This is a genomic window from Pusillimonas sp. SM2304 (assembly GCF_031628915.1).
Lineage (GTDB): Bacteria > Pseudomonadota > Gammaproteobacteria > Burkholderiales > Burkholderiaceae_B > Pusillimonas_C.
Genome location: NZ_JAVLUJ010000002.1, coordinates 497,272 through 510,874, shown reverse-complemented (window position 1 = coordinate 510,874; position 13,603 = coordinate 497,272). Strand labels below are relative to the sequence as shown.

General features: G+C 64.1%; 9 protein-coding genes. 8 read left to right on the top strand and 1 reads right to left on the bottom strand.

The features are described from left to right. Positions 1 to 20 precede the first annotated feature (20 nt). Genes RE432_RS11350 through RE432_RS11335 form a run of 4 tightly spaced genes read left to right on the top strand, consistent with a single transcriptional unit; the run spans position 21 to position 5,635 of the window. A complete protein-coding gene (locus RE432_RS11350) occupies positions 21 to 1,616 on the top strand; it encodes a gamma-glutamyltransferase family protein (protein WP_310933521.1) in 1,596 nt (531 codons plus the stop codon). A 33-nt stretch (positions 1,617 to 1,649) separates the two neighbouring features. Next, entirely contained in the window at positions 1,650 to 2,648 is a 999-nt protein-coding gene (locus tag RE432_RS11345) for a tripartite tricarboxylate transporter substrate binding protein (protein WP_310933520.1), read from the top strand. A gap of 59 nt (positions 2,649 to 2,707) precedes the next feature. Continuing rightward, positions 2,708 to 4,255: an acetolactate synthase large subunit gene (locus RE432_RS11340; protein ID WP_310933519.1), complete on the top strand. Its 1,548-nt coding sequence runs from the start codon at positions 2,708 to 2,710 to the stop codon at positions 4,253 to 4,255. 18 nt (positions 4,256 to 4,273) lie between these two features. Next, entirely contained in the window at positions 4,274 to 5,635 is a 1,362-nt protein-coding gene (locus RE432_RS11335) for an aspartate aminotransferase family protein (RefSeq protein WP_310933518.1), read from the top strand. Between the two features lie 3 nt (positions 5,636 to 5,638). Here the strand turns inward: RE432_RS11335 and RE432_RS11330 are convergent, their stop codons facing one another. Beyond that, positions 5,639 to 6,520, bottom strand: a complete 882-nt coding sequence (locus RE432_RS11330; protein ID WP_310933517.1) for a LysR family transcriptional regulator — start codon at positions 6,518 to 6,520, stop codon at positions 5,639 to 5,641. A gap of 162 nt (positions 6,521 to 6,682) precedes the next feature. Here RE432_RS11330 and RE432_RS11325 point away from each other — a divergent pair, with 162 nt between their 5' ends. The 4 genes from RE432_RS11325 (at position 6,683) to RE432_RS11310 (ending at position 13,577) form a co-directional block, all read left to right on the top strand. Beyond that, positions 6,683 to 7,807 carry a mandelate racemase/muconate lactonizing enzyme family protein gene (locus RE432_RS11325; RefSeq protein WP_310933516.1) on the top strand — a complete coding sequence of 375 codons (1,125 nt, stop codon included), beginning with the start codon at positions 6,683 to 6,685 and terminating at the stop codon, positions 7,805 to 7,807. A gap of 45 nt (positions 7,808 to 7,852) precedes the next feature. Continuing rightward, positions 7,853 to 8,764, top strand: a complete 912-nt coding sequence (locus RE432_RS11320; RefSeq protein ID WP_310933515.1) for a dihydrodipicolinate synthase family protein — start codon at positions 7,853 to 7,855, stop codon at positions 8,762 to 8,764. Positions 8,765 to 8,812: 48 nt separating this feature from the next. Further along, positions 8,813 to 9,793: a tripartite tricarboxylate transporter substrate binding protein gene (locus RE432_RS11315; protein WP_310933514.1), complete on the top strand. Its 981-nt coding sequence runs from the start codon at positions 8,813 to 8,815 to the stop codon at positions 9,791 to 9,793. Between the two features lie 115 nt (positions 9,794 to 9,908). Next, entirely contained in the window at positions 9,909 to 13,577 is a 3,669-nt protein-coding gene (locus RE432_RS11310) for a hydantoinase B/oxoprolinase family protein (protein ID WP_310933513.1), read from the top strand. Positions 13,578 to 13,603 lie beyond the last annotated feature (26 nt).

Sequence of the window (13,603 nt, the reverse complement as noted above, 5' to 3'; positions counted from 1 at the left end):
ATCCTTCACAAGAGTCCGCCGTGTCAAACAATCCATTCTGGGCCTTCCCCCACTCAAGTCAACGCATCCCGGTGCTGGCGGCCAATGTGGTCAGCACATCGCAACCCCTGGCGGCGCAGGCCGGCCTGCGCATGTTGCTGGCGGGCGGCAACGCGGTGGACGCCGCCCTGGCCGCGGCCATCACGCTCACGGTGGTCGAACCGGTCATGAACGGCCTGGGCGGCGACGCCTTCGCCTTGGTATGGGATCAAGGGCAGTTGCACGGCTTGAATGCCTCCGGACGCGCGCCGCAAGCCTGGACACCGGAGCGCTTTGCCGGCCTGGACGCCATGCCCGAGTTGGGCTGGGATACCGTCACGGTGCCCGGCCAAGTGGCCGGATGGGCCGAACTGTCAGGCCGCTTCGGCAAGCTGCCCTTCGCCGCCCTGTTCGAGCCCGCCATCGCCTACGCCGAAAACGGTTTCGCCGTGTCGCCCATCATCGCCCGGCAGTGGGCCCAGCAAGCCCCCCGCCTGAAAGACCAGCCCGGCTATGCCGACACCTTTCTGATCGGCGGCGCCCCGCCCCGAGCCGGCGATATCTGGCGCTGCGCCGCGCAGGCCCGCACGCTTGAACGTATCGCCGGCAGCCTGGGCCGCGATTTCTACGAGGGCGAGCTGGCGGACAAGATTGCCGCCTTTGCCGCGCGCACGGGCGGCGCCCTGACGGCGGCCGACCTGGCCGCCCATACCTGCGAATGGGTCAAGCCGCTGTCCATGTCTTATCGCGGCGAATACATGCTGCACGAAATTCCGCCCAACGGCCAGGGCATTGCCGCCCTGATGGCGCTGGGCATGCTCGACACCTTCGATCCCCCCAGGCACGGCCAGCCGCTGGATCTTTTTCATCTTCCCGCCGAAGCGCTCAAGCTGGCCTTCGCCGACCTGCATGAACATGTCGGCGACCCGGCCAGCATGGACGACCTCGCAGAACGCCTGCTGGATCCGGCCTACCTGCGCAGCCGGGCGGCACTGATCGACCCGGCCACCGCCGGCACGCCCGCCGCGGGCCTGCCCGGACAGGGCGGAACGGTTTACCTGACCGCCGCTGACAGCAGCGGCATGATGGTGTCGTTCATCCAATCCAACTACCAGGGTTTCGGATCGGGCGTGGCGGTTCCGGACACCGGCATAGCGCTGCACAACCGCGGGCGCGGCTTTTCGCTGAAACCGGGGCACAGAAACCAGGTCGCCCCGGGCAAGCGTCCCATGCATACCATCATCCCCGCCTTCATCACCCGCCAGGGCAAGCCATTTGCCAGCTTCGGCGTCATGGGCGGCAATATGCAGGCGCAAGGCCATGTCCAGATGATGCAGCAATTGATCGACTTGGGCCGCAACCCGCAAGCCGCCGTGGACGCGCCCCGCTTCCGGGTCGAATCCGGCCCGCGTATCATGCTCGAGGCGCACACACCGGCCGATGTGGTCTCGGCGCTGCAGGCGGGCGGCCACCGCACAGACCTGCAAAACCCGGACAGCCTTGACTTTGGGGCGGCGCAGATCATACTTAGGCAAGAGCATGGCGGTTATATCGCCGCCTCGGATCCGCGCAGGGACGGGCAGGCCGTCGGGTACTGACATCACATCAATAAGCACACCAAAGGAGACACCATGATCACACGCAAGCGCCTTCACAATACGCTGGCCCGATATGCCTGCGCCGGCATCGCCGCCCTGGTCGCCGCGGCGGCAACACAGGCGGCCGGCTTTCCAGAGCGGCCCATCACATTGGTGGTGCCCTATCCGCCCGCCGGCACCACCGACATTGCCGCGCGTACCATCGCCCACGCCATGGAAGCCAATCTGGGCCAATCCATTGTGGTCGAGAACCGCGCGGGCGCGGGCGGCAGCGTGGGCATGGGTTACGTGGCGCGCGCCAAGCCCGACGGCTACACAATAGGCATGGGCACCATCGGCACCCAGGCGATCAATCAGTATCTGTACAAAGACATGCCTTTCGATCCCGAGCAGGATTTCGTTCCGATCGCGCTGGTCCTGACTACACCGAACATCATCGCCGTCAATGCGCAGTCCAAGATCAAGACCATGGACGACCTGATCGCCGCGGCCAAGGCCGCGACCGACAAGAAGCTCAGTTACGCGTCGCCGGGCGTCGGATCGTCGGTGCACCTGACCGGCGCGTATCTGGAGCAAGCGGCCGGGATCGAGATGCTGCACGTTCCGTTCAAGGGTGTGTCGGGCTCGATGCCGGCGCTCATCGGCGGCCAGGTGGACGTGCTGATGGACAATCTGCCCAGTACACTGGCCCAGATCAAGGACGGCTCCAAAGTGCGGGGTATCGCCATCACCTCGGCCGAGCGCTCCCCCTCCATCCCCGATATTCCCACTGTGGCCGAAAGCGGCCTGAAGAATGTGGACGTGACCGCCTGGTTTGCGCTGTATGCGCCAAAGGGGACGCCCGCAGAAGCCGTCGACAGGCTGATAGCCTCTGCCCGGCAGGCCTTGGACAGCAAAGACCTGCAAGCCAAGTTCGTGACGCTGGGCGCGCAGGCCGGCACGCTGGCCGGCGATGAACTCAAGGCCTTCGAGGCCAAAGAGCGCGAACGCTGGAGCCAACTCATCAAAGACCGTCATATCACCACGCAGTAGCCGGTCTGTTTTTTTCTTAATGCGTTCCTTCTTGAACGCCTGCTTTAAAGGTTTCACTCATGAACGGTGCAGATAGTCTTTGCGACACCTTATTGGCCAACGATGTCGATGTGTGCTTTGCCAACCCCGGCACATCGGAAATGCATTTCGTCGCGGCGCTCGACCAGAAGCCCCAGATGCGCTGCATCCTGGGGCTGTTCGAAGGTGTCGTCACCGGCGCCGCCGACGGCTACGGGCGCATGGCCGACAAACCCGCCGCAACCCTGCTGCATCTGGGGCCGGGCCTGGCCAACGGCCTGGCCAATCTTCACAACGCGCGCCGGGCGCAGACCCCCATGATCAACATTGTGGGCGAGCACGCCACCCACCATATCCAGTACGACGCGCCGCTGACCAGCGATATCGAAAGCCTGGCCAGGCCCATGTCGGACTGGCTGCATCGGATCGAATCGGCCGCCGATGTCTCGCCCGCCGCGGCGTCGGCCATCGAAGCGGCCCGCCGGAACCCGGGCGGCATCTCCACCTTGATCCTGCCCGCCGATGCCGCATGGACGGATGCCCCCCGGGCCATCCAACGCGCAACCCCCGCCACGCCGGCCGCACTCGACCCGCAAGCCTTGCAAGCGGCGTGCGCGGCACTGCGCAACGGACGCAAGACCGTCATGCTGCTCTCGGGCAAGGCGCTGCGCGGCCAGGCCCTGGAAACCGCCAGCCGCATTGCCGCCAAGACCGGCGCCCGCCTGATGGCGCAGCAATCCAACAGCCGTATCGAGCGGGGCGCAGGACGCGTCATGATCGATCGCGTCCCCTTCAGCGTGGACCTGGCCTTGAAGGCGCTGGAAGACGCCGAGCAACTGGTCCTGGTCGGCGCGCGCGTACCGGTGGCTTTCTTCGCTTACCCGAACAAGCCCAGCGTGCTCATTCCGGAAGCCTGCCAGGTCATCCCGCTGACCCAGCCGGACAACGATTTGCCGCAGGCGCTGCAAGAACTGGCCGATGCCGTCGGCGCCGGCAAGCCAGACGCTGCCCTGACGGCCGAGCGCAATGCCACCACGCTGCCCACCGGCGCCTTGAACGCCGCCTCTATCATCCAGGCCATAGGCGTGCTCAGTCCCGAGAACGCCATCATCTGCGATGAGTCCGTCAGTTCCGGCCGGGACTCGTTCAAGTCCACCTTCGGGGCCGCGCCCCATGACTTTCTGCAGATCACGGGCGGCGCCATCGGCATAGGCATTCCGTTGGCCACTGGCGCGTCAGTGGCCTGCCCCGACCGGAAAGTCATTCTGATGCAAGCCGATGGCAGCGGCATGTATACCCCGCAAGCCTTGTGGACGCAGGCGCGCGAGCAGCTTGATGTCATCACCATTATTTTTGCCAACCGCAGCTACGCCATCTTGCACAATGAGCTGAAAATGGTGGGCGCGGGCGAACCCGGCCGCAATGCCCGGCGCATGCTGGACCTGGATCAGCCCGCCTTCGACTGGGTGCACATGGCCCAGGCGGCTGGGGTCGAGGCGGCCCGCGCAACCGATCTGAATGCGTTCATCGACATGCTGCGCGCCGCCATATCCCGCAAGGGTCCGTTCCTGATTGAAGCCCTTATCTAAAAACCCCGAAGGATTCCCATGACAAGCTTGAGCCCGGCGCAACAGCGCGATATCACGTACCAGCTTCACCCCTACACCAATGCCGTCAAGCATAGCCAGATCGGCCCGCGCATCATCGAGCGGGGCGAAGGCATTTACGTCTTCGACGACCAGGGCAAGCAGTACATAGAAGGCATGGCGGGCTTATGGAGCGTCGCGGTCGGCTTCAACGAACAACGCCTGGTCGACGCGGCGCAGCGCCAGATGCAGAAGCTGCCCTTCTATCACACCTTCACCCACAAGACGCATACGCCATCCATTGAATTGGCCGAACGCCTGGTCCAATGTACAAACGGGCAAATGAGCACGGCCTTCTTCACGAACTCGGGCTCCGAGGCCAACGACACCGTCATCAAGATGGTGTGGTACTACAACAATGCCCTGAACCGCCCCGAGAAGAAGAAAATCATTGCACGTAATCGCGGTTATCACGGCGTGACCGTCGCATCGGCCAGCCTGACCGGCCTGGCGCCCAACCACCGCGGCTTCGATCTTCCGCTGCCCGCCATGAAACACACGACCTGCCCGCACTACTACCGGGAAGGCCGCCCGGGCGAAACCGAAGAGGATTTCGCCACGCGCATGGCCAGCGACCTTGAAGCGCTGATCCTGCGCGAGGGGCCCGAGACCGTCGCCGCCTTTATCGGCGAGCCGGTCATGGGCGCCGGCGGGGTCATCATGCCGCCCAACACCTATTGGGACAAGATCCAGGCGGTATGCCGCAAGTACGACATGCTGATCATCGCCGACGAAGTCATCACCGGCTTCGGCCGGCTGGGCACCTTGTTCGGCTCGGAAAAATATCGCATCCAGCCGGACATCATGGTGCTCTCCAAGCAGATCACGTCGTCCTACCTGCCCCTGGCCGCAGTGCTGCTGAACGACAAGGTCAACGCGGTCATCACCCGGCAAAGCGGCGAACTGGGCACCTTCGGCCATGGCTACACCGCCAGCGGACACCCGGTCGCCACCGCCGTGGCCATCGAGAATCTGAATATCATCCAGGAAAAAGGCCTGGTCGACAACGCGGCGAGCACAGGCCAGGTATTACAGACGGCGCTACGGGCGCTGGCCGACCACCCGCTGGTCGGCGAAGTGCGCGGCACGGGCTTGATCGCCGCGGTGGAACTGGTCGCCGACAAGGGCAGCCGCCGGCCCTTTGACCCGCTCGGCTCGGTCGGCGCGGCTGTCTATGAACGGGCCCATGAACACGGCCTGCTGGTACGGGGGATTCAGGACAGCATCGCCTTCTGCCCCCCGCTCATCATCACGGAAAGCCAGGTGCACGACATGGTCGACCGCTTCGCCACGACCCTGGACGAAGTGCACAAGACCTTATAGGCTTCAATCAGCCTGGGGCGCTATGGGCGCAAGCAGTTGTGCAAACGCTTGCGCCAGGGGCGCCCGCGCGCCGCTGCGGGCCCAGAATACCGCCACCGACCGCAAGGGGACCGGAGCAGGCAGAGGCCATTTCTTGACGCCCCCCGGCCCCTCATTCAAGGTGCCCGTATCAGGCAGCAGCGACACGCCCAAGCCTTCCGAGACCAACTTGCCGATGGCATCGATGCCATCGAGTTCCAGCCGGGTCTTGGGCCTGAGGCCCCGCTCGCGCAGATAGTCATCGGCCAGCTTCCCGCCCAGCACGCTGCGGTCATAGCAGATATAGGGCTGGCGCGTCAGCGCCTCGAGCGGATCCGCGACGTTCAGGCCGGCGGGCGTCACCAGCACCAGGGGCTCGTGGCGAATGATCTGCTGCGCCATATGCTTGGGAATGTCGAACTGGGGATGAACCAGAATGGCGGCATCCAGGGTGCCATCGAGTACCCGCGCATAAAGCGCCTTGGACGACCCGGGCTCGATGTAGACCTCGATATCGGGATGCTGCGCAAACCAGGTTTTCAGCGCACCAGCGACCATGCTGTTCAGCGCCGTAGGCGTGGCGCCCAGATGCAGCGGGCCCGCGGGCAGTTCGTTGTCGGAGGCCATTGAGCGCAGGTCCCGCGCATCGTTCAGAATCTTTCTGGCCTGATCCAGTATGCGCCGCCCCGCCACCGTGGGCTGTACCGTCCGGCCCGCGCGCCTGAGCAACTGGCTGCCCACGGACGCATCCAGCGCCCGCAGGCGTTGCTGCACCGACGCCGGCGTCAGGTCTTCGAACCGCGCCGCCTCGGAAATCGACCCCAGTTCCGCCACATGCACAAAGGTTTGTAGAAAGCGTAGATCCATGGCAGGCCCATATCTGGTCAAAAGACGGTTTTTTCATATTCTAATGCAGTTTTACATGGGTTGTTCCTTCTTTATAAAGCACAAATAATGACGCTTTCCGTCATGCCTCATGGTGCCTGCTCACCGCCTGGCATCTCCCCGTATCTTTCTGGAGTTTTCACTGTGCCCGTCATTGAATCGGTCCAAGTCTGCGCCGCAGCCGTTCCCCTCGATCATGTCACCTCGTTTTCCAATCGCACCGTCAGCACGCGGCATTACGGCCTGGTCAAGGTCAGGTCCACCGACGGCGTCGAGGGCATCGGTTTTTGCTATATCGGCAGCGATGGCGGGCCTATCTTTACCGCCGCGGTGGAGCATCTGCTTGCCAAAGTATTGATCGGCAAGGATTCGTACGGGGTCGAGGGCCTTTGGCAGGCCATGTACCAGGAAGCCTTGCTGCAAGGCCGCCAAGGCACCGTCATGCGTGCCCTGAGCGCACTGGACATCGCTTTGTGGGACCTGAATGCCAAAACACAGGGCCTGCCCCTGCATAAATTCCTGGGCGCCATGGAACTGGAAAGCGTGCCGGCCTACGCCAGCGGCGGCTATTACCTGGATGGCAAGACGCCCGAAAAACTGGGCGAGGAAATGGCCAGCTATGTCGCGCTGGGTTTCGGCGCCGTCAAGATGAAAACCGGCCGGCACTCCCCCAAGGAAGAAGAAGCGCGCCTGAAGGCCGCCCGCGAGGCCATCGGCCCCGATGTGGAGCTGATGATGGACTGCAACAATGCCTGGCAGGACGTGACCCAGGCCATGCAATACATCCGCCGCTTTGAGCAATACGAACCCTATTTCATTGAAGAACCCTTCGGCCCCGACGATATCGACAGCCACGCCAAGCTGGCCCGCCTGACGCACCTGCCCATTGCCACCGCCGAAATCGGTTATGGACGCTGGTATCACAAAGAACTGCTCGACAAGCAAGCCGCCAGCATCCTGCAAACCGACGCCGCGGTCTGCGGCGGCATCACCGAGTGGAAACGCATTGCCGCCACGGCAGCCAGCTACGGCGTCGTGGTGTGTCCCCACTGGTTCCACGACCTGCATGCGCCGCTGGTCGCCGCCACGCCCAACGCCCGCTACGTCGAGTTCTTCTGGGATGATCAAGTGCTGAATTTCCGCCGCCTGGTGGACCGCCAGTTGTCCCAGAAAAACGGCCGCGTCATTCTGCACCAGGAACCCGGCCTGGGCTTCGGCTTCGACGAAACGGCCGTGGCCAAGTATGGACGCTGGACCAGCATCCGCTGATCCGGCCGCATCGACAACCGCACAGTGACCGAAAAAGGAAATCTCATGACCTCTCGCACAGCCCTCAGCGGTGTATTCTCGCCCGTGCTCACGCCGTTTTCGGCGGACTTCAAGCCGCATATCCCACGCTACGTGGAACACTGCCGCAAGTTGCTGTCGCAGGATGTCGGGCTGGCCATTTTCGGCACCAACTCCGAGGCCAATTCGCTCAGCATGGCGGAAAAGCGCCAGTTGCTTGACGCCCTGCTCGAGAACGGCCTGCCTGCCGACCGCATGATGCCCGGAACCGGCGCATGCTCCGTGCCTGAAACCATAGAGATGACCCGCCATGCCGTGGCATCGGGCTGCGCGGGCGTACTGATGCTGCCGCCCTTCTACTACAAAGGCGTCAGCGATGAAGGCCTGTTCCGGCATTTTGCGCAGGTCGTCGAAGGGGTCGGCGACGAGCGGCTGCGGCTCTATCTGTACCACATCCCGCCCGTCAGCCAGGTAGGCATCAGCCATGCGCTCATCGAGCGGCTGCTCAAGCAGTATCCCGGCATCGTCGCCGGGCTCAAGGACAGCGGCGGCGACTGGAGCAACACGGCGTCCCTGATCCGCCACTTCCAGCCCGAAGGCTTCCAGGTATTCGCCGGCACCGAAACCGTGCTGCTCGATACGCTGAAAGCGGGCGGCGCCGGGTGCATTACCGCCACCGCCAACGTCAATCCCACCGAAATCATGCGGCTGTATCGGTCGTGGCAGGCGCCCGAGGCCCCGGCGCAACAGGCACGCATCAACCAGACCCGCGCCGTGTTCCAGGCCTTCCCCATGATTCCCGCCATGAAAGCGGCCATCGCCTGGCAAACCGATACCCCTGAATGGCGCACCGTGCGGCCACCCTTGGTCGAGCTGACCGACGAGCAGGCGCAGCAGTTGCGCGCCAACCTGGAACAACAGGAAAACGCCACCCCGTAGCCCCTTTTCATTCCCTCAATCCTTCACATTCAAAAAGAGAGACAAACCATGAATCGCCGCCATTTCATTGTGTCGGGCAGCGCCCTGGCCGCCACCCTGCTTGCCCCCGCGCTCAAGGCGCAGCCGGCCACGCCAGCCGGCGCGGTCAGCCTGGTCGTCGGTTTCCCCGCCGGCGGCGGCACCGATGTCCTGGCCCGCTTGCTGGGCCAGAAGTTCAATGACATGTGGGGCGTGCCGGTGGTGGTCGAGAACAAGGCCGGCGCCGCGGGCGTTATCGCCGCCCGCCATACCGCCAAGCAAAAGAACGACGGCACCGCCTTGTTGGTGGCGCACGTCAACAGCCATGGGATTGGTCCAGGGCTGCGCTCCGACCTGGGCTATACGGTTGAAAAAGACTTCACCCCTATCGGACTCATCGGCAAGACCCCCACCATTCTGGTGGGCGGACCCGATCAGCCCGCAAAAACACTGAAGGACCTGGTCGAACTGTGCAAGGCTCAGCCCGGCAAGGTCGTGTTCGGTTCGGCCGGCACTGGATCGGCGCAGCACCTGGCCTTGGAGATATTCAAGGCCGAAGCCGGCATCGACGTTCTGCATGTGCCCTACAGCGGCTCGGCGCCGCTCATGACCGACGTGATCGGCGGCCATGTCCAGTACGCCTTCGAGGGCATGACCACCGCCAAGCCGCTGATCGAGGCAGGCAAGCTGACAGCACTTGCCCAGACCCTGCAGAACCGGTCCAAAAGCCTGCCCGACGTGCCCACCGTGGCCGAACAAGGCTATCCCGGCTTCGAGGCCAGCATCTGGTTCGCGCTGGTCGGCCCGGGCGGCATGCAGAAAGAGATGGTGGAACGCATGAACGCCGACCTGAACACAGCGCTGGCCACGCCCGAACTGATCGCACGGCTTGAGCAGGCAGGCGCCGAAGACGGCGGCGGCTCGGCCGAACGCCTGGCGCAATTCATGCTCAGCGAGCAGACCAAGTTCGCCACGGTCATCAAGAACGCCGGCATTTCGGTGCAAGGTTGACCCCCGGGGGCCAGGCCCTTGGCGGCCCGGCCCTTGCCCTTTCCCTTCTCAATACGCTAACTTGTAGCTCCGGCGGCGCTTTGGCCGCAACAGCCTATGAGAAGGACACAGAAGCATGGCAGCACACACAATGGACGCAACGATACCGGGCGGCGATTCCCGTTGGCAGTTCTGGGTTGATCGCGGCGGCACGTTCACCGACATTGTGGGCCGCAGCCCCGACGGCTCGCTCGTCACCCATAAGCTGCTGTCGGACAATCCCGCGCAGTATCCCGATGCCGCCTTGGCGGGCATACGCAAGCTGCTGGGCGTCGCGCCCGGCCAGGCGATTCCCGTCCAGTTGATCGAAGCCGTCAAAATGGGCACCACCGTTGCCACCAACGCGCTGCTGGAGCGCAAGGGCGACCGCACCGTGCTGTTCACCACGCGCGGCTTTCGCGATGCCTTGCGTATCGGCTATCAAGAGCGTCCCCGCCTGTTCGACCTGCGCATCGTCCTGTCCGAGCTGCTGTACGAGCACATAGAAGAAATCAACGAACGGGTCGACGCCCAGGGCCAGGTGCTGCAGGCGCCCAATCAGGACGAGGTGCGCAAACAGCTGCAAGCGGCCTATGCGGCGGGTTTTCGCTCGATAGCCATCGTGCTGATGCATGCCTACCGCTATCCCGATCACGAGAACGAAGTCGCCGCCCTGGCGCGCGAGGCCGGCTTTACACAGGTCTCGGTGTCGCATGAAGTCAGCCCCATGATGAAGCTGGTGGGGCGCGGCGACACGACCGTCGTGGACGCCTACCTGTCGCCCATTCTGCGCCGCTACGTGGACCGCGTGGCGGACCAGATGCAGGGCGTGCCGCTGATGTTCATGCAGTCTAACGGCGGCCTGACCGCCGCTGAACAGTTTCAGGGCAAAGACTCCATTTTGTCGGGCCCCGCAGGCGGAATCGTGGGCATGGCGCGCACGGCCGAGGCCATCGGCCACAGCGCGCTGATCGGTTTCGACATGGGCGGCACATCGACCGACGTGTCGCATTACAACGGCGAGTTCGAACGGGCCTTCGAGACGGAAGTCGCAGGCGTCCGGCTGCGGGCCCCCATGATGAATATCCACACTGTGGCCGCCGGCGGCGGGTCCATCGTGCATTTCGACGGCGCGCGCATGCGCGTGGGCCCGGACTCGGCCGGCGCCAGCCCCGGGCCGGCGGCCTACCGCAACGGCGGGCCGCTCACGGTCACCGACTGCAACGTCATGTTGGGCAAGCTGCAACCCGAGTTTTTCCCCAAGATATTCGGCCCCGGCGCCGACCAGGCATTGGACCTGGAGACCGTGCGGCATCAATTCGCCGAGCTCGCCCAAGCCATCCAGGCCAATACCGGCCATGCCAGCACGCCCGAAGCCCTGGCGGAAGGCTTCATCGATATTGCCGTCGCCAATATGGCCAGCGCCATCAAGAAGATTTCGGTCGAGCGCGGCTACGACGTCACCAAATATACCCTGGTCTCTTTCGGCGGCGCCGGCGGCCAGCACGCTTGCCTGGTCGCCGATGCCCTGGGTATGACACGCGCGCTGATCCACCCTTTGGCCGGCGTGTTGTCGGCCTACGGCATGGGCCTGGCCGATATCACGGCCATGCGCGAAGCCAGCGTCGAACTCGTGCTGGAAGACGATCAACTGGACGCATGCCAGAAGGTGCTGGACAGCATCGGCCAGGCGGCCCGGGAACAAGTCGCCAGCCAGGGCGTTCCCGACCATCGCATCAAGCTGATACAACGAGGACATTTGCGCTATGAGGGTACCGACGCGGCGCTGGTCGTGGCCTATGGGTCGGCCGCCGAGATGCAGGCGCGCTTTGAAGCAACGTATTCGCAGCGCTACAGCTTTCTGATGCCCGACAAGCGCCTGGTCATCGAAGCCGTCTCGGTGGAAGCCGTGGGGCTCAGCGCCGAACAGCCCAAACCGGACCAGGGTCTTGCCGCCGCCGCTGCACCGCCGCAGGCCCAGACCACGGTGCCGCTGTTCTCCAACGGCGCCCGGCACAATACACCCGTGTACCAGCGCAGCGACCTGAGCCCCGGCACTGTCCTGCCGGGGCCGGCCATCGTCTGCGATGCCAACGGCACCACCATCGTCGAACCCGAATGGCAGGTGCAAACCCTGGCGGGCGGCGAGCTGCTGCTGACCCGCACGGTCCCCAAAGCGGGACGGCGCGCCATGGGCACCGATGCCGACCCCATCATGCTCGAGATCTTCAATAATCTGTTCATGTCGATCGCCGAGCAAATGGGCGCCACGCTGGCCAACACCGCATTTTCAGTCAACATCAAAGAGCGCCTGGATTTTTCATGCGCCCTGTTCGATGCCGACGGTAACCTGATCGCCAATGCGCCGCACATGCCCGTCCACCTGGGATCAATGGGCGAAAGCATCAAGGCCGTGCTGCGCAAGAATGCGGGCGCGATGCGGGCGGGCGACAGCTATGTATTGAACGACCCCTATAACGGCGGCACCCACCTGCCCGATATCACGGTGGTCACCCCTGTATTCGATCAGGCAGGCGAGTCCATTCTGTTCTTTGTCGCCTCGCGCGGGCATCATGCGGATGTCGGCGGCATCACGCCAGGCTCCATGCCGCCCAATAGCAAGACGGTGCATGAGGAAGGCGTGCTGATCGACAACTTCAAGCTGGTGGAAAACGGCCGCATGCGCGAGGCCGAACTGCGCGAACTGTTGACCGGCGCCCGCTATCCCGCCCGCAATCCCGACCAGAACATCGCCGACCTGCGCGCCCAGATTGCCGCCAACGAAAAAGGCGTGCAGGAACTGCGCCGCATGGTGAAGGAGTTTGGCCTGGATGTCGTCCACGCCTATATGAACCACGTGCAGGACAATGCCGAAGAAGCCGTGCGCCGTGTCATCGGCGTGCTGAAAGATGGCGAGTTCCGCTACGAGCTGGACAATGGCGCGGTGATTCAGGTGGCGGTGCGTGTAGATACGGCGCAACGCAGCGCCGTCATCGACTTCACCGGTACGTCGATGCAGTTGGCCAACAACTTCAATGCGCCGTCGGCTGTCTGCATGGCCGCCGTCCTGTACGTGTTCCGCACGCTGGTCAACGACGAGATACCCATGAATGCGGGCTGCCTGAAACCGCTGCAGGTGATTATTCCGGAAGGCTCCATGCTCAATCCGCTCTTCCCCGCCGCGACCGTTGCCGGTAATGTCGAAACCTCGCAATGCATTACCGACACGCTGTACGGCGCGCTGGGGGTCATGGCGGCCGCCCAGGGCACCATGAACAACTTCACTTTCGGCAACGAACGCTATCAGTATTATGAAACGATCGCCGGCGGTTCTGGGGCCGGGGTGCTGCGCGGCCCGGACGGCCAGTCCGTCTATTTCGATGGCATAGACACGGTGCAGACCCACATGACCAATTCACGCCTGACCGATCCCGAAGTGCTGGAATGGCGCTTCCCGGTCTTGCTGGAAAGCTACGACATCCGGCCCGGCAGCGGCGGAGCGGGCAAGGTGCGTGGCGGCAATGGCGGCATACGCCGCTTGCGCTTTCTGGAGCCGATGACGGCGTCGATATTGGCCAACCGGCGGCGCGTCCCCCCCTTCGGGCTCGAAGGCGGCGAGCCGGGCCTGACCGGGCGCACTTACGTAGAACACGTCGATGGCAGCATGACCGAGCTGGGCGCCACCGGTTCGGCCGACATGCAGCCCGGCGATGTGTTCGTGGTCGAAACGCCGGGCGGCGGCGGGTTCGGTACGCCCCAGTCCTGATCGGAGCAAACCGCTGGCCGCATGAG